General features: G+C 70.6%; 20 protein-coding genes and 1 pseudogene. 12 read left to right on the forward strand and 9 right to left on the reverse strand.

The window, feature by feature from the left end:
- The first annotated feature begins 475 nt into the window (after positions 1-475).
- Positions 476-1,481: pseudogene (locus ACFQ46_RS02640) on the forward strand (NADP-dependent oxidoreductase).
- A 19-nt stretch (positions 1,482-1,500) separates the two neighbouring features.
- Here ACFQ46_RS02640 and ACFQ46_RS02645 read toward each other — a convergent pair.
- Complete coding sequence (locus ACFQ46_RS02645) at positions 1,501-2,109, reverse strand: TetR/AcrR family transcriptional regulator (protein ID WP_380256928.1); 609 nt, start codon at positions 2,107-2,109, stop codon at positions 1,501-1,503.
- A 198-nt stretch (positions 2,110-2,307) separates the two neighbouring features.
- Between ACFQ46_RS02645 and ACFQ46_RS02650 the strand changes: the two genes are divergently transcribed.
- Complete coding sequence (locus ACFQ46_RS02650) at positions 2,308-3,018, forward strand: SDR family oxidoreductase (protein WP_380256930.1); 711 nt, start codon at positions 2,308-2,310, stop codon at positions 3,016-3,018.
- A 157-nt stretch (positions 3,019-3,175) separates the two neighbouring features.
- On the opposite strand, the gene ACFQ46_RS02655 is transcribed toward ACFQ46_RS02650, so the two are convergent.
- The gene (locus tag ACFQ46_RS02655; RefSeq protein WP_380256932.1) at positions 3,176-3,451 is read right to left on the reverse strand and encodes a hypothetical protein; all 276 of its coding nucleotides are present in this window, start codon (positions 3,449-3,451) and stop codon (positions 3,176-3,178) included.
- Positions 3,452-3,682: 231 nt separating this feature from the next.
- Here ACFQ46_RS02655 and ACFQ46_RS02660 point away from each other — a divergent pair, with 231 nt between their 5' ends.
- From ACFQ46_RS02660 to ACFQ46_RS02680, 5 genes are all read left to right on the forward strand, one after another.
- Entirely contained in the window at positions 3,683-3,952 is a 270-nt protein-coding gene (locus ACFQ46_RS02660; protein WP_380256934.1) for a hypothetical protein, read from the forward strand.
- Positions 3,953-4,227: 275 nt separating this feature from the next.
- A complete protein-coding gene (locus tag ACFQ46_RS02665) occupies positions 4,228-4,758 on the forward strand; it encodes a SigE family RNA polymerase sigma factor (protein WP_380256936.1) in 531 nt (176 codons plus the stop codon).
- A 177-nt stretch (positions 4,759-4,935) separates the two neighbouring features.
- The gene (locus ACFQ46_RS02670) at positions 4,936-5,388 is read left to right on the forward strand and encodes a hypothetical protein (protein ID WP_380256938.1); all 453 of its coding nucleotides are present in this window, start codon (positions 4,936-4,938) and stop codon (positions 5,386-5,388) included.
- Between the two features lie 77 nt (positions 5,389-5,465).
- Entirely contained in the window at positions 5,466-5,993 is a 528-nt protein-coding gene (locus ACFQ46_RS02675; protein ID WP_380256940.1) for a GNAT family N-acetyltransferase, read from the forward strand.
- 514 nt (positions 5,994-6,507) lie between these two features.
- The gene (locus ACFQ46_RS02680) at positions 6,508-6,975 is read left to right on the forward strand and encodes a hypothetical protein (protein ID WP_380256942.1); all 468 of its coding nucleotides are present in this window, start codon (positions 6,508-6,510) and stop codon (positions 6,973-6,975) included.
- A 141-nt stretch (positions 6,976-7,116) separates the two neighbouring features.
- On the opposite strand, the gene ACFQ46_RS02685 is transcribed toward ACFQ46_RS02680, so the two are convergent.
- The 3 genes from ACFQ46_RS02685 to ACFQ46_RS02695 form a co-directional block, all read right to left on the reverse strand.
- A complete protein-coding gene (locus ACFQ46_RS02685) occupies positions 7,117-7,758 on the reverse strand; it encodes an HAD-IA family hydrolase (protein WP_380256944.1) in 642 nt (213 codons plus the stop codon).
- 631 nt (positions 7,759-8,389) lie between these two features.
- Positions 8,390-9,109 (reverse strand): hypothetical protein, encoded by a 720-nt coding sequence (locus tag ACFQ46_RS02690; protein ID WP_380256946.1) that lies wholly within the window; start codon positions 9,107-9,109, stop codon positions 8,390-8,392.
- 47 nt (positions 9,110-9,156) lie between these two features.
- Positions 9,157-9,531 carry a PadR family transcriptional regulator gene (locus ACFQ46_RS02695; RefSeq protein WP_380256948.1) on the reverse strand — a complete coding sequence of 125 codons (375 nt, stop codon included), beginning with the start codon at positions 9,529-9,531 and terminating at the stop codon, positions 9,157-9,159.
- A 294-nt stretch (positions 9,532-9,825) separates the two neighbouring features.
- Between ACFQ46_RS02695 and ACFQ46_RS02700 the strand changes: the two genes are divergently transcribed.
- The 3 genes from ACFQ46_RS02700 (at position 9,826) to ACFQ46_RS02710 (ending at position 12,414) form a co-directional block, all read left to right on the forward strand.
- Positions 9,826-10,416: an RNA polymerase sigma factor gene (locus ACFQ46_RS02700; protein ID WP_380256950.1), complete on the forward strand. Its 591-nt coding sequence runs from the start codon at positions 9,826-9,828 to the stop codon at positions 10,414-10,416.
- A gap of 197 nt (positions 10,417-10,613) precedes the next feature.
- Positions 10,614-11,294, forward strand: a complete 681-nt coding sequence (locus ACFQ46_RS02705; RefSeq protein ID WP_380256952.1) for a hypothetical protein — start codon at positions 10,614-10,616, stop codon at positions 11,292-11,294.
- A gap of 724 nt (positions 11,295-12,018) precedes the next feature.
- Positions 12,019-12,414 carry a DUF6578 domain-containing protein gene (locus ACFQ46_RS02710; protein WP_380256954.1) on the forward strand — a complete coding sequence of 132 codons (396 nt, stop codon included), beginning with the start codon at positions 12,019-12,021 and terminating at the stop codon, positions 12,412-12,414.
- A 444-nt stretch (positions 12,415-12,858) separates the two neighbouring features.
- Here ACFQ46_RS02710 and ACFQ46_RS02715 read toward each other — a convergent pair whose 3' ends face one another.
- Together ACFQ46_RS02715 and ACFQ46_RS02720 are read right to left on the reverse strand one after the other, a co-directional pair.
- Entirely contained in the window at positions 12,859-13,191 is a 333-nt protein-coding gene (locus ACFQ46_RS02715; RefSeq protein ID WP_380256956.1) for a hypothetical protein, read from the reverse strand.
- Positions 13,192-13,250: 59 nt separating this feature from the next.
- Positions 13,251-13,541: a hypothetical protein gene (locus ACFQ46_RS02720; protein ID WP_380256958.1), complete on the reverse strand. Its 291-nt coding sequence runs from the start codon at positions 13,539-13,541 to the stop codon at positions 13,251-13,253.
- Between the two features lie 336 nt (positions 13,542-13,877).
- Between ACFQ46_RS02720 and ACFQ46_RS02725 the strand changes: the two genes are divergently transcribed.
- Positions 13,878-14,414 carry a DUF1440 domain-containing protein gene (locus ACFQ46_RS02725; protein WP_380256960.1) on the forward strand — a complete coding sequence of 179 codons (537 nt, stop codon included), beginning with the start codon at positions 13,878-13,880 and terminating at the stop codon, positions 14,412-14,414.
- A 396-nt stretch (positions 14,415-14,810) separates the two neighbouring features.
- Here the strand turns inward: ACFQ46_RS02725 and ACFQ46_RS02730 are convergent, their stop codons facing one another.
- Complete coding sequence (locus ACFQ46_RS02730) at positions 14,811-16,028, reverse strand: hypothetical protein (protein ID WP_380256962.1); 1,218 nt, start codon at positions 16,026-16,028, stop codon at positions 14,811-14,813.
- 169 nt (positions 16,029-16,197) lie between these two features.
- Here ACFQ46_RS02730 and ACFQ46_RS02735 point away from each other — a divergent pair, with 169 nt between their 5' ends.
- Positions 16,198-16,959: a hypothetical protein gene (locus ACFQ46_RS02735; RefSeq protein ID WP_380256964.1), complete on the forward strand. Its 762-nt coding sequence runs from the start codon at positions 16,198-16,200 to the stop codon at positions 16,957-16,959.
- A gap of 146 nt (positions 16,960-17,105) precedes the next feature.
- On the opposite strand, the gene ACFQ46_RS02740 is transcribed toward ACFQ46_RS02735, so the two are convergent.
- Entirely contained in the window at positions 17,106-17,531 is a 426-nt protein-coding gene (locus tag ACFQ46_RS02740; protein ID WP_380256966.1) for an arsenate reductase ArsC, read from the reverse strand.
- Between the last annotated feature and the right edge of the window lie 17 nt (positions 17,532-17,548).

The following is a 17,548-nucleotide window of genomic DNA, read 5'->3' on the forward strand; positions in this document are numbered from 1 at the left end:
AGGTGATCGGTCCGTGCTGTCGGCGGGGGTCCTGCTCGCCGATCGAGGGTCGGAACGCGTTCACCGCTGAAGGGTCGACGTTCCTCCCGCGGTGCGCGCGGTCGGTCGAGACGCCGTCTCCGAGCCCCCACGTCTCAGCGGCGCCGGGTCAGCGCTCACAGACCTCGACGACGTGCCGTTCGCGGAAGGTGCGGGACGCCTCCACGTCCATCCACGGCACGTGCCCCTGCTCGCCCCGGAAGACGAGGACGCCCGGTCGGGGTCGTCGAACACCTCCCTCGGTCCACCGCCCCAGGTGCGTCCTGGGTGCCCCGTCTGGCCGGCTCCACTGCTTGACAGCAATACTGAGCGTACTCATAGTTGAGTTGGTTCGGTTGCGTCGAGCCCTCGAGTGGAGCACACCCACGAGTTCTTCCACCGCTGACGCCCATCCGTCCGTCCCCCGCCCACCAGAGCACGAGAGAGAGCAACCGTCATGAAGGCGTTCGCCATCGACGCGTACCGAGGCCCCCTGCACGCCATCGAGATCCCCGAACCCGTCGTGGGTGAGCACGACGTGCTGGTGCGGGTGGAGGCCGCCGGTCTGAACTCACTGGACGAGAAGATCAGGACGGGGGAGTTCAAGACGATCCTCCCCTACGACCTCCCGCTCGTCCTGGGTCACGACGTGGCCGGAACCGTCCTGCAGGTCGGAGCCGGGGTGCGCGCCTTCAGTCCCGGGGACGAGGTCTACGCCCGTCCCGGCAAGGACCGCATCGGGACCTTCAGCGAGCGCATCGCGATCCCGGAGGCCGACGTCGCCCTGCGCCCGCGATCGATCACCATGACCGAGGCCGGTTCCCTGCCCCTGGTGGCCCTCACCGCCTGGCAGGCGCTGGTGGAGAGGGGGGGGCCTGCAGGCCGGGCAGAAGGTCCTCGTCCACGCCGGAGCCGGCGGGGTCGGGAGCATCGCGATCCAGCTCGCCAAGCACCTCGGCGCCCACGTGGCCACCACCGCCAGCGGCTCCAACGCCGACTTCGTCCGAGACCTCGGTGCCGAGACCGTGATCGACTACCGCACCCAGGACTTCGAGCAGGTCTCGAGCGGCTACGACCTCGTGCTGGACAGCGTGGGTGGGGAGACCCTGGCGAAGTCCCTGCGCGTCCTGCGACCCGGGGGCAGGGTCGTCGGCATCACCGGCCCTCCCGACCCCACCTTCGCTCGCGAGGCCGGCCTGAACCCCGTCCTGCGCCTGGCCATCACCGGGCTCAGCGCCAAGGTCCGACGGCAGGCCGAGAAGCTCGGCGTCTCGTACGAGTTCCTGTTCATGCACGCCAGCGGCGAGCAGTTGCGCCAGATCACCCGCCTCGTCGAGGACGGCGTCCTGCGTCCGGTGGTGGGCAGGACGTTCCCCTTCGACCAGGCCCCACGGGCGCTGCAGGCGATGCACGCGGGCGGGGTGCGCGGCAAGAGCGTGATCACCTTTCCGACCCCCCGCTGACGTCGGCCCGCGGACCTCGTCAGCGGGGTAGCACCAGGACGAGCTGGCTCCGGATGTGGGCGGCGATCTCCTCGACGCTCCACGTGGTGCCGGCGTCGGTCGCCATGGCCAGGAACATGACGGCGGTCACGACGTGGGCCAGGGTCGCAGCAGTGTCCACCCCCAGGGAACCGTCACGGGTCAGCACCTCGGCGATGGCCGTCTCGGTCTGCGCGGCGATCAGCAGGGCCTGTGCGTGGTGGGGCTCGGTGGAGTCGCCGAAGGCCATCTCGCGCAGGTAGGTGCGCCCGTTCTCGACCTGGACGCGGTTGCACTCCACGACCGGTTCGACGACGGCCATGACGGCCTCCACCGTGCCCGCCGTGTCCGGCAAGGCCCGCGCCGCCTCGCGCCCGCGCTCCAGCGCCTGGGCGTAGTGGGCGTTCTGCACCATCAGCAGCAGCTCACCCTTGCTCCTGGCGTAGAGGAAGAGCGTGCCCGTCCCGATGTCGGCCTTGTCGGCGACCTGCTGGGTGGTGACCTCGTCCACGCCGTGCTCGGCGAAGAGCTCCCCGGCCGCGGCCACGATCCGCTCGAGCTTGGCCGCCTTGTTGCGCTCGCGCCGGCCCTGCCCGGGGGCGACGGACATGGTGTTCCTCCCGCGGAATAAGATCTGACTATGCTCGCTTATGAGTGGAGTCAGTATGACTGACGTTCGACTCCGCCCATCATCTCCCTCCGGTTCCGGCCCCCTCCGGCCGGTCGAGACGTGCCCACACCGCCTGACCCCTGGTCCCGGAACCCGAGATCGCCACCCAGTGCCCGACCACAGCGAGGAAGCAGAACCATGTCCAGTTTCAAGGGAGCAGTCGTCCTGGTCACCGGCGCGAACGGGGGCATCGGCACCCACTTCGTGCACGAGGCCCTGGCCCGCGGCGCAGCCAAGGTCTACGCCACCGCCCGCACCCCCCGCACCTGGGACGACGAGCGCGTCGTCCCGCTGCGCCTCGACGTCACCGACCCCGCCTCGATCACGGCTGCGGTCGCCGCCGCGCCCGACGTGAGCATCCTGATCAACAACGCGGGAGCCTCCCCCTCGACGTTCAGCATCCTCATCCAGACCGAGGAGGAGATCCGCACCAACGTCGAGGTCAACTTCCTCGGTCCGCTGTTCCTGGCCCGCGCGTTCGCACCGGTTCTCAGCGCGCACGGCCGGGGGGTCGTCATCGACGTCATCTCCGCCATGAGCTGGTACGCCGCGGGCGGGATCTACAGCGCCACCAAGGCCGCCCTCTGGTCGGCCACGAACTCCCTGCGCCTGGAACTGGCCCCCGCCGGTGTGCACGTCGTCGGCGCGCACGTCGGTTACGTCGACACCGCCATGGCCGCGCACTCCGACGACCCCAAGACCGACCCCGCGGACTTCGTGCGCACGGTCCTGGACGGCACCGAGGCCGGCGCCTACGAGATCCTCGCCGACGAGACGTCCCGGCAGGTCAAGGCCGCCCTCAGCGGCCCCGTCGAGGCGCTCTACCCCCAGCTCGCCCCCTCGACCTGACCGCAAAGGGGCTCTACGGCGGGTGGTGGTCGACCCCCACGGCCACCGTCTGCCGTTCCCCGTTCTGCCCACCTGTTCCACACCGCACGAGCGCTCAGCGGATCGTTCACTCGGTCAGGGCGGCCTGAGGCGCTCCTCGGATCTGGCGGGAGTCGCCCTACCGACTCTCCACCGCCGGCTTCCGACGGGCCTGGCGCCTGCGTCGTCGCCACTCCGCGGTCACCAGGATCAGCGAGGGGCAGAAGATCCACAGCGACAGGCGGACGGCTTGCTCGACGGAGGAGCGCAGCACGAAGAGGGTGACGGCTGCGAAGAGCAAGGCCAGTACGAACGGCACCGCGAGCAGCCACCGTCGACCGGACCCACGCTGCAGGAGCAGGTTCACGCCCTCAGCACCACCCACCGCGAGCCCGCCCAGGTCCTCATCGCTCACGAGTTCCTCGCCGCCCCTCGGTCACGATGAGCTGCTGCTTCGACACGTCGCGGCTCCTCGGTCATCCCGCGGTGCGCGCAGGCGCAGACGACGACCGACCGGGCGGCGGTTCGGTGATCAGGACGTGGAGTCTCTGGTCGGAGCCGGGCAGCGACGTCGGGCTCAGCGCAGGATCGGTTCGTGGGACGGACACGGGGGAGCTTGTTCGGTGTCGCGGCAGGGACGGTCCTGGTGGTGGTTCTGGCCGGCTGCGGCGGGGATGGTGACCTGTCCTTCCGCAACGACGGACCCGACGACGTGAGCGTCGTCTCCGACGGCCAGACCTCCACCGTCGACGCGGACGGCGGGATGGTGATCCTCGACGCGGGATGCACGGACGGGGACGTCCTGGTCACCTTCCCCTCGGGCAGGACCGTCACGCTCGCGGGCCCCGTGTGCCCGGACCAGGAAGTCGCCATCCACGACCAGGAGGTCGATCTGCGCACCCGCGCCGACGGCTGAGCCGACTGCGCGGTCATCGTGCGGTCGCCCGGCCGCACCTCGAGGGACGACGAGAACGGCGCTGTGATCGCCGGGCCGTGACCTGCCCGGAGCGATCAGCAGGAGACTCACGCCGAGGAGGACCGACATCGAACCCGGGGCGAGAGAACGACGATCATCCGGTGCGACGAGCACCACGGTCGCGACTCCCACCAGCACCACGACCACCGCGAACAGCGCGGAGGCGTGCAACCTGGCGGTCGGCCCGTGCGTGCCAGGAGGTAGGAGGTGGGTGCGTGAACGCCACGACGAGTGAGTCCTTCGAGGACTTCGTCGTCCCCTCGGTCCCGCGGCTGCGGCAGGTGGCCTACGCCTGCTGCCACGACTGGCACCGAGCCGACGACCTGGTCCAGGACACCCTCGAACGCCTCTACGTCGTCTGGGGCCGGGTGACCCGGCACGGTGACGTCCTCGGCTACGCACGAGTCGTCCTGGTGCGCCGCTTCATCAGCGAACAGCGCCGCCCGTGGCGACGGCGCGAGCACCCCACCGGTCGTGTCGAGGACCACGACGTCGCGGCCACCGACGTGGACACCGGTCAGCGCCTGGACCTGCTGGCCGCACTCGCCGCGCTGCCTCCACGACAGCGGGCGGTGGCCGTGCTGCGCTTCGTCGAAGACGTCGACGTGGCCGAGGTCGCCGAGATCATGGGATGCAGCGAAGGCACCGTCAAGAGTCAGACCAGCCACGCCCGGCGGGCCCTGCAGCAGCGGCTGCGGCCATCCTCGGCACCCTTCCTGCCCACGGACGAGGTGAGTCCCCGATGAACCCTCCCGGCACCCGACCTGGACCGGACGAGGTCGCCGCGCAGCTGCGCGCGGCCCTGGCCGCGGCACCCCCGCCGGCCTCGCGCATCACCCCCGCCGGCCTCGCGCATCACCCCCGCCGGGGTCACCCGAGGCGGGAGACGCCGCAAGCTGCGCCACCAGGTCCTGCCCCGCGCGGTGGCAGCAGCGGTGGTGGTGGCTGCGGTCACCGGTGGGCTGCACTTCGTCGGCGGGAGCAACGCCGTCCTCCTGCCCGCCTCCAGCGCACCGTCCTACACGCCCTCGGCGAGCACGTCACCGGAAGACGTCGTGCGGACGTACCTGCAGGCCCTGCACCGGCACGACGAGTCCACCGCGCGGGCGCTGGAGACCTCGAGGTTCGCCGGCCGGAGCGACTGGGCCGAGGATCCCCCGCAGATCGACGACATCGAGGTGGGAACCAGCCTCCGTCAAGACCCCACGGGCACCGCAGCCGAGGGGCACGCCCAAGCCGTCTTCGTCCCCGTGACCTTCACCCTGCACGGCGCGGGCGACGAGACCATGCCGGACGGCCCCACGTCGTGGGGTTACCTGCTGATGCGCGACGGCGACCAGGACCCCTGGCTCATCCAGGACAACGGCGACGGCTGAACCACGCCTCACGTCGTGGACGCCGGCGACTCCACGGTCGTCCCGCGTCCGTGTCGGCGGCACGGGACAGTGGGCGTGTGGATCTCCTGCGCGTCCCCGACCCCGTCCCGACCGACCTCCTCGCCGGCCTCGTGGAGGTGCTGCGGGACGCCGTCCAGGACCGCGCCAGCGTCGGCTTCGTCCGCGTCCCCGACGTCGTGGACGCCGAGCAGTGGTGGCGTCGGTACCTCGCGGGCGGGTGGACGTGGGTCGCGGTCGAGGAGGTGCAGGGGACGACACGGGTCGCCGGGACCGTCAGCCTGCGCGTGGACCAGCCCGAGAACGCCCCGCACCGCGCCGAGCTGACCAAACTGCTGGTCCACCGTGACTTCCGGGGGCGGGGGCTCGCCTCCCGCCTGGTGACCGCGGCGGAAGAGGCAGCTGTGCGAGCGGGGCGAACTCTGCTGGTGCTGGACACCGAGACGGGGAGCCCCGCGGAGGGCACCTACGAACGGTGGGGCTGGCACCGCGTCGGGACCATCGAGGGGTACGCGGTGAACCCCGACGGGGACGTGAGGGGTACGACGTTGTTCAGCAAGGTGCTGGACGAGCCGCTGGATCGGTGAACGACCGACACCAGCGCGTCGAGGTCCAGCCTCGTGCCACACCCCCGCTGGACGTGACGACCCGGTCACGTCGAGGAGCAGAACGCACGGTCAGCTCACCGCACCTGCTGGCTCTCCCGATGATCGGGCGCCCACAGGCTGCCGTGAGTTCAGCACCACGCCACCGCATCCGCGATCCACAGCGACGGCTCACCACGCGGTGGCAGGGCGGGTGACACGCTCATCGTCGCCGGCAGCAGCGGCGTACCGGAGTCCGGGGACGCCGAGGTCGACACCACCGTCAGGGCGTACCGCCCCAGGGACTGATCGAGGTCCCGCCAGCAGGACCAGACCCACCAACGACCGCACGGTCATCCCGCGTTGTGAGCGGTCGGCGACGTCGCGGTCATGGCGAGAAGCGCTCAGCCGTTTCAGTTGGTGAGAGCGTGACTGACCACCCGTTCGGACGCTCAAGAAGTCGGCTCGAGTACCGATACAGACGCACCGATGGACAGTCATGAGGACCATCCGGGTCTTGGCCAGCATCGTCGCAGTCATCACGAGTCCCCTGCTGCTCGCCGGCTCCTCCGCGTCAGCCCTACCTGCGGACCCCGTGCCCTCCCGGTGCTACTCCTACACGATCTACGAGTCCGTATCCGGTTTCGCCAGCGCTGAAGAGCTGATGCGCGCCAACCTGGAGAACGCGCAGGGCAACCACCAGTACCTGCTCGACCGTGCACCCGTCAGCAACGAAGACCCGTCCTTCGACGGGTTCATGGCCGGATCGCAAGGTGAAGTCGAAGGCTTCTCCGCGTTGTTGGACGCTGCGCGCCGGGCGTCGTTTCCCAGGACGGGGGCACCGCTGCGGGCGCTGGACAGTGACGGTCAGCTCATCGCCGAGGCCACCTTCAACGCCGAGATCGCCAAGACTCGAGGCACCTACGCACTGGACTCCGTGACATTGCCTGCCCCCGGTCACGATCCCGCCCACGACTGCAGGTGACCTGACGATCGAGGGCGATCACTTCCCTCACCATCCACCGGGCGACTTCACGGTCATCCCGTGGTGCGCGCGGTCGGCGGCGGCCGACAACTTCACGTTCTTGTCGAGGAGCGGATGCAAGCAGACGCGGATCGCGCCCGCTCAGCCCAACCTTGCGCTCACCTGCGTCAAAGACCTGACCGCGTGCGCGTACGGCGCCGGCAAGGGACCCGTCTGGCCCTCGACCGCCACCGCCCGCATCCCCGCAGCCGCCGCCGCCTGCAGACCAGCGACCGCGTCCTCCACCACCACGCACGCCTGCGGCATCACACCAAGAAGGCGCGCAGCCATCTCACACCCCTGCGGGTCAGGCTTGCCCGCTGTGATGTCGTCCGCGCTGACCAAGACAGCGGGCTCGCCGAACCCAGCTGCGCGCAACCGCGCCTGAGCCACCGGCCGGTTCCCCGAGGTGACCACCGCCCACGCCCCCACCGGAAGCTGAGCAACCAGCTCCAAGGCCCCCGCACAGGCCCGGACCTCGCCGGCGGTGGCCACCTCCTGCTCCAGCAGCAGCCGCTCCTCGGCAGCGGCATCCAGGTGCGGGGCGACCTGCGCGACCAGCTCGGCGTTGGTCCGCCCCGGGGACAGGTCCACCAGGAGCTGGGGATCGACGCCGTGCTCGCGCGCCCACTGACGTAGCTGCTCCTCGATGAGGGCCATGGAGTCGACCAGCACGCCGTCCATGTCGAACAGCACCGCCTGACAGGTCTCGACCGCTCCGGCCACCTGCAGCTGCACGTCCACATCGCCTCCCGATCAGGTCACCTCGCCAAGGGGCGAGGCTGATCTCAACGGTGGACCACGACGCTCTGCCGAAGCAAAGCGCACTCCTTGGGGTGGCCGCCTGGTCATGCCGTCGTGGGACGACCGCACGGTCATCCCACTTGTGTGGGTGATCCGTGTCGTTGGTCGCTTGAGGGTCATGGCTCCGACCCATCCCGACCGGCGCTGGTCAGCTGACCTCCACCCAACCCGGCTACACCGCCACCGCCACCGTCGAGGACGCACCGACAGGGACCTACCGCGTGGGGTCCCTTGGGGTGGAGTGCACGTAGTCGCCTGGCGAGATCAGGCTGGGTCTCCGCGCGACGTCACGGTCATCGCGCGATCAGCGGCGGCGGTGACCTGACCCAGGACGCACGACGGCCGCCGGGCTGTTCAGCCCGGCGGCCGTAGACGTGTTGTGGTCGACCCGGCAGTCGCCTCTCGGCGGAAGGCCGCTCAGAGCGGCTGAAGGTGGGCCCGGGGACATGCAGCGGATCGGCCACCCCCTAGGAGCCGAGGACGGTCAGCAACATTCCCAGCGTCACCACGTCTCGGCGCGGTCCACCAAGCGCTCGGTCATTCCGCGCTCTGGGATGTACTTGACTCATGACTACGCGACGACCGTTGTCCGCCTGCGCAACGCCCACCACCGCGCAATGACTACAGCGAGCAGCGCTCCCCCGAGCACCAGAGAACACTCGAAGAGCACGACCTCAAGTGTGGTGCTGTACCCAGTCAGCCCCGCGTAGTAGATCGCCGTCGGCAAGGACACCGCCACCGACACAGGAATCAACACCGCCGCCCGCCACACGGTGGCGTGGGCCCGGACCCGGTTGCGCAGCGCCACGTGCACCCCGGCCACCATCAACGCCACCGCCACCACACCCATGAAGACGTATCCGCCGAACAAGACCACCCACTGCCCCCTCGTGTAGGGATCCGCGATGTAGGTGACGTTGCCGTCGGCGTCCACGTAGCTGCCGGAGGCGGGTGTGGCGGTGTCGGTGGGCGAGATGGTCGCGGCGCTGATCGCGGTCTGGAAGAACGGCCAGATGACCAGCGCCACCAACGCCCCGACCACGGCGAGCACCAGCACGGTGCTGTAGCGACCCCGAGGACGGTGAACGCCACGCTCTCGCACCACCTCATCGGCGAAGGTCGCCGGGTCAGAGCCCAGCAGGTCTGCCACGTCGTGCACGTCCTGGCCGCCGGTGGCGGTGTGGGCGGCCACCAGGTCGGCGCGCACGTCCTGCAGCAGGGCCTGACGCTCCGCCCGCGGTACGTCGTCCTCCCTCCAGCGGGAGTCCAGCTGGGCCAGCGCCGAGGCCACGACCGGGGGTAGTCCCTCGTGATTCTTCTTCCTACCCGGCAGCACGTTCACAGCGTGACCTCCTGAGGAGTGACGACGTCGGTGGCGACCAGCAGGTTTGCCACGACGTGGGTGGATTGCAGCCACTGGGTGCTCCAGGCCGCCAAAGCGGTCTCGCCTTGAGGGGAGAGGCTGAAGACCTTGCGCGGAGGGCCGGAGCCGCTGGGCTCGCTGCGCTCCTCCAGCAGGCCGAGTCGGCGCAGGCGGGTGATGAGGGGGTAGATCGTGCCGTAGCTGGTCTCACCCAGCCCGGCCTGTTGCAGGCGGTGGCTGAGTTCGTAGGCGTGGCCGGGCTGTTGGCGCAGCATCGCGAGCAGGCACATGTCCAGGACTCCGCGGACGAGTTGCGCTCGTCGGTCTGCGTCGTCGCCAGCCGCTGTCATGTCGTGCACAGTAGTGGAGGAAGTAGGTGCCGCCTAGTACCTTCGACTGCGCCGTTGCAGGCCGTGAGGTCGTGGGCTGCGGACACGCACATCTACCGGTCATCCCGCGGTCCGGGCGCGATCGTCGGCAGCTGACGACGATCGCGGTCTTGCTGATGTCCGCGCCGCTCGACACCCTGTGGTGACAGTTGGAGGCGTCCGCACCTGACAGCGTCAGCGGGTGAGCAAGCCCTCCGCCCCACCAACAGCAAGACCCGGTGAAACAGTGACAGGGGTGCCGGTCAGGAGGTGGGTGTGAGCCCACCACCGCTGCCCGATGCTGCGGACGAGCAGCGTTTTCACGCGCTGTACACCGACGTGTACGCCGACGTGTTGCGCTTCGTCAACCGTCGCCTACCGAGCGAGGCAACCAGCAGCGCCGAGGACGTGGTCGCCGACGCCTTGCTCGTCGCCTGGCGACGTTTCGAGGACGCCCCACGACGTCGCGACGCTCAACGCGCCTGGGTGTTCGGCATCGCCCGCAACTGCCTGCTGACCTCACGCCGGAGCAGCGGCCGCCGCCAAGCCCTCACCGTCCGGCTGGCCGATCAAGGCGAGGCGACGAGCAACCCCCACGACGCCGTCATCGCCTCCCTCGACCTCACCACCGCCTGGCAACGCCTCGACCCCGGTGAGCAAGAAGTCCTCGCCCTCGCCGTCTTCGAGGACCTGACATCCGCCCAGGCCGCGCTGGTACTCAGCACCACCGCCACCGCCTACCGGTTGCGCCTCATGCGCGCCCGACGAGCCCTGCGCGTGCACCTGGACGGCACCGACACCCCGAGGCCCGCCGCGGCACCGCCGCGCCACCCCCTCACAGACGACACGTTGGAGGCGACCCGATGAGCCCCACCCACCGCCCGGACGCTGAGATCAACGCCGCACTGAAAGCCCTGGACGCGGCGCCCTCGACCCCCCTGGATCACGCCGCGCGCGTCCGTGCCCGAGCGGATCTCGACGGCATCGTGGCCCAGCCCCGCACGTACCCCGGGCGGGCTGGCCGCGATCCGCTCCTGCCCCGGCTCCCTCGTACCGCGCGGCGCGTGGGTGCTCTCGCCCTGGCCGCCGGCATCGCGGTGCTGGGCGTCAACACCTCCCAGGTGCTCGGCGGGGGAACGGCGTACGCCGGCTCATGGGCGCCGGTACCTACCGCTGCGAGCCCCGCCGACGCTGCCGCCGCGAGCCAGGCGTGCGCCGCGGAGGAGACCTTGACGTACGGCTACCACGTCAAGCGGTGGCAGACCCGGCTGGCTGAGCGGCGAGGAGACCTCGTCCTCGTGGTGTTGGACGAGGGGTCGGACCCCGTCGTGACGCTGACGTGCCTGGTGGACCTCCCACCGGGAGGCGAGGCGTCGTTCGTGGCCGGCGGCGGCGGTGGAGGGGCGCGCCCGGCCGCCGACGCCATCAGCGTCAGCGGAATCTCCGAGGACACGACCCCCGGCGATGAGCTCTCAGTCCTCGACGGGCTCGTAGGCGAGAACGTCGCAGCGGTCACCGTCCACGCCCAGGGTGGACTGACTGCGCAAGCCACGGTCCAGGACGGTCACTACGCCGCTTGGTGGCCGGGTCGTGCGATGCGCAAGACCACCACGCCGTCCTCTCCGGGCGCGGAGAACAACTGCGAGGGCGAGTGCCGCACCACCCACCTGGTGCCCACGTACACCCTCGACGTCACCCTCCGGGATGGCACTGTGCTGCGCGACGTCTCTGGACAACCTCTCTGAGTGGTCCAGGCCATCGCTCCCAAGGTGACGCGATGCGCAGACCTACCGCACTGCAGACGACGTCGCGGTCATGCCGAGAAGCGCATGATCGTGTTTCAGCCAGAATCGAGGAGCACATGAACAACGGACCCGCCCCCCCAGCCCGACGAAGCAGGCAACGAAGACTGGAACATCAGGCTCTTCGATCTGAACACCTCCGTACCCGATCAAGCATTGGACGTCGCCCCCTCCGTGCTAGGCAGCGGCATGCCCCGGCGCTACATGGACTACCGCCCACTCGAAGGCCAGGACATCATCGACTTCCTCACCAGGAGCAGTGTCCCTGTCGGCGCCCATGACCTAACGACCGCTGACTGGGCAGCCCGCAGCCTCGACCAGGCCACCTTGCTGACCGTCCTGTCGTGGGTGCGCCGCGCCTCGGCGAGCGGCTCCACGTAGTTCACGGTCATCCCGCCCTCCGAGTGCGATCACGGCCAGCCACGACTTCACGCTCGTGACGATGTCCGGGCGTTCAGCCCTGGCCGTCGCACCCACCGCTGTCACCACATGAGGTCACCCGTGGGTGAACCGAAACGGTCACCCGGGCGACCAGATCGGCGCACCCACGTCTTCCCCCACGACGGGGGTCGCCCCGCTGCACCGACGTCGCGGTCATGACGATGACCGGACCTCGACGGGCGGCTCCTCCGCCCCGACGGAGCGGCCGGCGGCGTACCTTCCCGCCGTGGACGTCGTCGTCGAAGTCGGTGGTTGGGAGCACGAATGTTGCGGAGGTCCCGTCGAGCGTGACCAGGTGGTCGACTTCACGTGCCTCCTCATCACCGAACCCAGTGCCCAGCCGCGACTCGTCGAGACCCACCACGACCTGGAGGTCGCTCACCCCTTCGAGCGCGTCCGAGGACGAGTGGTCGACGTCGAGGTCGTCCTGGACGACGGGAGTACTCGACCTGTCCTTCGCGTGCCCGGGGGAACAGCGCTCTGCGGCTTCGGTGACGACGATGGCCACCTCGAGGACCCGTGGACCGGAGAGATCGTGGTCGCAACCCGCAACGACTTCCTCGTCACCGTGCGGGTGCCTGATCAGCAGCAGCTGAACCCGGTATCGATCTACCAGACATGACGAGTTGTGCGCAGTCTCGAGCGGCTGGCGACGTCGCGGTCTTGCCGAAGAGCGGGTGAAGCTCAAAGAGCACGCGGACTGTCCTTCGGGCTGCGAACGTAAGCCTTCAGACCTCGATCTGTTGTGGTGAGCAACGACAGTGACCCGTCCTTCCAACTGAGTTCCTCGCACCAGCCGACGAAGCGCCCGTGGTGGCAGTCTGCGGACACACCGCAACGAGCCTTGGTGGTGGGCTGTCTCATGGGCCCGCGGCGGTCTTGTCGTGGATCTTGCTGCTCATCGGAGCCGATTGGTGGGGCCTGCGGCTCGTCCTTGCTCTCTTCTTCAGCGTCGTTGCCGCTCGTTCATTCGCAACGGTCATCGTGGCTCGCTCTCGGCATCGCTGACCAACGCCTGCTCATCTCGCAGTGCGCGCGCAACGCACGGTCATCCCGCGGTGCGCGCTCAGCACTGACCGGTCAGCAGTAGCAGGTCCTCGTCGTCGTCACTGACCCAGCGCCCACCCGTCCACACGACCTCGCCGCCCGGCTGCGGCGTCTGGCTGGTCAGGGTCTGGCGTACTGCCTGCCACCGCTCCAGAGCATCGGAGCCGTCGAAGTAGTCGAGCTGCTGGCCGCCGTACCAGTAGAGGACCAGTGGGGCCCCGGCTGCGATCAGCGCGTCAGCCTCGCGGCGCTTGATGCGGCTGGAACCACGCGTGAACCGGCTTCCGCTGGGACTGATCACCTGCCCCGATTCCACGGCGTTCCATTGCTCTTCAGCCAGGCTTGCTCGCACCGCTCCAGCATGGCCGACAGACGCACGGTCATCCCGCGTTCAGTGCGTGGCGAGCATGGTCATCTGGACAAGAGCAGATCCCGCACCCGACACCACGCCGCGGTCTCCTCCCGATGCCACCCCGTCCGGTGCAGGCCATCGAAGAGCAGCCCTGCCTCCGCAACGGCCTCCCGGTCCAGCTGCCCTCCGGAGACGACGGTCTGGACACAGCCCGCGACGGTGCTCGCCGCGACCTGCAGCTCCATCCACTTCTCCCACTCCTCAGCAAGAGCCCCGTCGTCGGGCTGCCGCAAGTACGCGTCCGCGGCATCGAGTGCGGCCTGCAGCTCAACGTCGGTGTGGCCTGCCATCCCAGCAGTCTGGCGTCCATCGACTTCACGGTCATCCCGCGATCTGGGCGCAGTCGTGGACGGTCGGATGATCCTGCGGCCCGAGCCGCTTCACGCCGGGACGTGGTGCGGCGGCACTGCTCCCCGGCACCGGGGCCCGGACCCGGCGTACGCCGAGGGGTTGGAGGATCGGGGACGGGGATGCGGGAACGTCACCGGTGAAGCGCTCATCGCCGTCCACGCTCACCGCGCCGTCGGCCAGGCCGACACCGCCGCGCCCCGAGATCCACGGGATCCACGGGATCCACGGGATCCACGGAAATTGCTTTCGCTGCCTCGATCGGGTAGCCACACCTCGTGAAGACATCGCGGTTCGCGCTCGACGTGGCGACGGGTTTCCTGGCCGGCTGGGTGGCGGTGCGGGCGAAGGCGAAGGCCGAGTCCACGCTGCAGGGCTGGGGCGAGAAGCTCCTCCCGCCCGCACCCGGCCAGAAGGAACTCCCCGGCGCCGACCCCGCGGGCCACGGCGACCGCATGCCCCCCTCGGTGCTGTACCGGCGTCTGGTCGACCTGCGCGGCGGGAACGGCGACGCCCTGGAGGGCGACGCCCTGGAGGCGGGCGCCGTCTGGTTCCACCGCGCCCTGGCCTACGGCTACCCCGTCGCCTACTCCGTGGCGTCGCGGCGGGTGCCGCTCACGCGGGCCGGGGCAGGGACCCTCGGCGGCGCCGCGCTGTTCGGCGCCTTCCACGCGACGCTGCTGCCCGTGATGGGCGTGCAGGCCCCGGTGTCGGACCTGCCGAAGGCGTGGTGGGTCTGGGAAGGCGGGTCGCACGTGGTGTTCGGCGTCGCCGTGGACGTGGTCGTGGGGGCGGTCCGGCGCGTCACGGGCTAGCCGCGATCCTTCGGGAGTCGACGGCTGAGGTCGTCGATGGGCTCGGCGTGATGCTCCTCGCGCCACGCGTGCCCCTGGCGACTTCACCCCCGCAGCGACGGCAACGGCGGGAGGGTCCTCTCCAGCGACCATCGCCGGAGGCCACTGATCCGCGGCACCTCGAACACCCCGACGTCCGGTCGTCCCGCGATCCGCGTGATCATCTGGACAGGAGCAGGTCCCGCACCGACGCCACCCCGTCCGGTGAAGGCCGTCGAACAGGAGTCCCGCCTCAGCGACGGCCTCCCGATCCAACTGTCCTCCCGCGACGACGGTCTGCACGCAGCCCGTCGTCGCGGCACCCTGCAGCCTCACGGTCGTCCCGCGGTGCGCGCGGGCGCGCTGTTCTGGGCGGGCTCAGCTCGGCAACCGGAAGAACCATCCGTCGGCGGAATCGGCACTGCCCTCGGCCCCGGGCAGCACCCGCCCACCCCACCGCACCACGACGTCACCGACGAGTCCCACCGCACGCCCCGCCTCCCGCGGGCCGGGCACAGCGGGGAGCTTCGCCCACTCCCCGTCCGGGCCCAGCAGCGCGGTCTGACGATCAGAGACCAGCAGCACGTCACCACCACGGGTCAACGCCACCGGCTCGGCCGTCGACCCCCCACCGGGCAGGGAGGCGAGCTCTTCGACGTGAGCGGTGTCCACGGCGACCGACGCGAGGACGACGTCCTGCCCGAAGGTGACCCCGACCACCCGCCGCCCGTCCCACAACAACTCGTCGAAGCCCACCCAGTGACCCGGTGAGCGGTCCACCGCCGCACTGCCCCCGCCCGCCTCACCTGGTTCCGGCGCCCCGCCGGGGTCTCCGTCGACGCCGGCGGCCGGCCCGATCGCCCACTCCGCGACCTGGTTCCACCCGCCCTGCGGTGACCAGGTCACCACCCGCCGGCACGCCTGCTCGTCGGAGCAGCCCGCACCGATCGCCTTGACGATGATCACCAACTGCGTCCCCGTCCACACGCTGACCAGCTCCTGCTGGTAGGCGTCGGGCAACGGCCACGGATCCACCCTCCACCGCCCCGTGTCAGCGTCGAAGGAACCCACGGCCACCGGCTTGCGCACACGTTCGTCCTCGGTGGCGTTCGACCAGCCGGCGACGACGAACGTGCGACCCACCCAGCGCCCGCTCTCCCCGGCGGTCAAGGGCAGTGGCGGGGGCGCCTGGGCGACGTCGAAACCCGTGGGCCCGAGCCACGGCTCCAGGAAGGGGCCTCTCGCGTAGCTGTCCACCCCGTGCAGGCTCGGCTGCGGGGTCCACGACCCGGTCGCCGCCGACCAGGACGCGCCGTCGTCGCGGAAGCTGGGGGCCGGTCCCGCGCAGCTGCCTCCGTCGCCGCAGGGTGCCGGGGTGGGATCGGGGTAGACGTAGCCACCGGCGACGGCGAACTGCCCGTCCCGCACCGTGCTCGCGGCATCGCCTCGGGCGCTGAGCGGTGCCGGCGCCATCTGCACCCAGGCGCCGCTCAGGACGGGAACGTCCCACGTCGGCTCCGGCAGCACCCCGGACTCCGGCGCGCTGCGGCAGGCCGTGGAGGACAACGCCAGGAGCGACACCAGCGACCACGTCACCACACCTCGCCCCCACCTCATGAGGAGTGGACGAGACCCGACAGCGTCGGGTTCCACCCGCTGAACCGGCCCACGTGCTGCGCTCGGCCGGGTCCCCGTCGCCGCGGGTGACCGACAGTCGTCGACGCAGCCCGCTGCCTCCGCGACCCCCGTGAGGCACTGTGGACACGTGAACCCCAGCGTCAAGACCGCGGGTGGCTGCGCCGTCGTCGCCGTCGTCGCCGTCGTCCTGGTCGCCCTGCTGACGGGCTGCTCGTCGTCGACCCGGACCGCAGCCGAGCGGGCCGCCACCGGAGCTGCCACGAGCCCGGCCCCCACCACCGCGTCCACCCCACCCGTCCAGGACCCTGACGCGCCGCGTCTGGAACCGGTGAGCACCACCAGCACCGACGGCACCGTGGAGGCCGACGGCGAGGGGTGCGCTCGGATGGGCCAGGGACGCGCCGCCCACCGCGCCGGTGACGACGGGCCCGACCCCCACGCCCTGCCCGCAGGAGCCACCGACCACCTGCGCCGGGTCTTCGCAGCCTCCACCGACGTCTCCGACGCCGCCGCCTACCGCGAGGACGACGGCGACAGCATCTTCTTCTGCACCGGTTACACCCTCCGCGAGGACTCCAGCGGGGCGATGTCAGCCGTCATCCCCGTCCCGGCCGCCACCTCGGTGATCGCCACCGTGGCCGGCGCCGGCGGCGGGTACAGCCCGGGTGAGAACGTCGTGGACTACTACGGCTACGCCTCCGACGACGTCGCTCACGTCGTCGTCACCACACCCGACGACCAGCGGCACCTCGCTGCGGTCGAGGGTCACGTCTGGTGGGCCGCGCCCGTGGTGGACGAAGCGACCGCGGCCCGCTCGCAGGAGGGCACCTGGCAGGCGCTGGACCACGCCGGCGCCGTCCTGGCGGAGGGTCCGACCCGACCTGGCTGACCTCGAGCAGACGACCTCACGGTCACCCCGGGCGCGCGCGGAGCCCCCGGGCGTGTGGTCCTCAGCGGCCGGCGACGTCGCGGTCCCGACACTGACCGAGCCCTGGCACGCCGGCGTCGGCAGCGCCAGGACGGCGCCGCGGTCCGTCAGTCCGTCGAGGTGGCGGTGCCGGTGGGCAGCAGGTCAGCCAGGAGTGCCTGGACGCGGGTGCGGATCTCGTCGCGGATCGGACGGACCGCCTCGATGCCCTGCCCGGCGGGGTCCTCCAGGACCCAGTCCTCGTAGCGCTTGCCCGGGTAGAACGGGCACGCGTCGCCGCAGCCCATGGTGATGACCGCGTCGGAGGCCTGCACGGCCTCGGGGGTGAGGACCTTGGGCTGCTCGGCGGTGATGTCGATGCCGACCTCGGCCATGGCTCGCACTGCAGTGGGGTTGATCTGGTCGGCGGGCGTGGAGCCGGCCGAGCGGACCTCGACGGCCCCGCCCGACAGGGCCGTCATGAACCCCGCAGCCATCTGCGAACGGCCGGCGTTGTGCACGCAGACGAAGATCACACTGGGCTTGTCACTCACAGATCTCTCCTCGGTCA

The organism is Kineococcus sp. GCM10028916 (assembly GCF_042674865.1).
Classification (GTDB): Bacteria; Actinomycetota; Actinomycetes; order Actinomycetales; family Kineococcaceae; genus Kineococcus.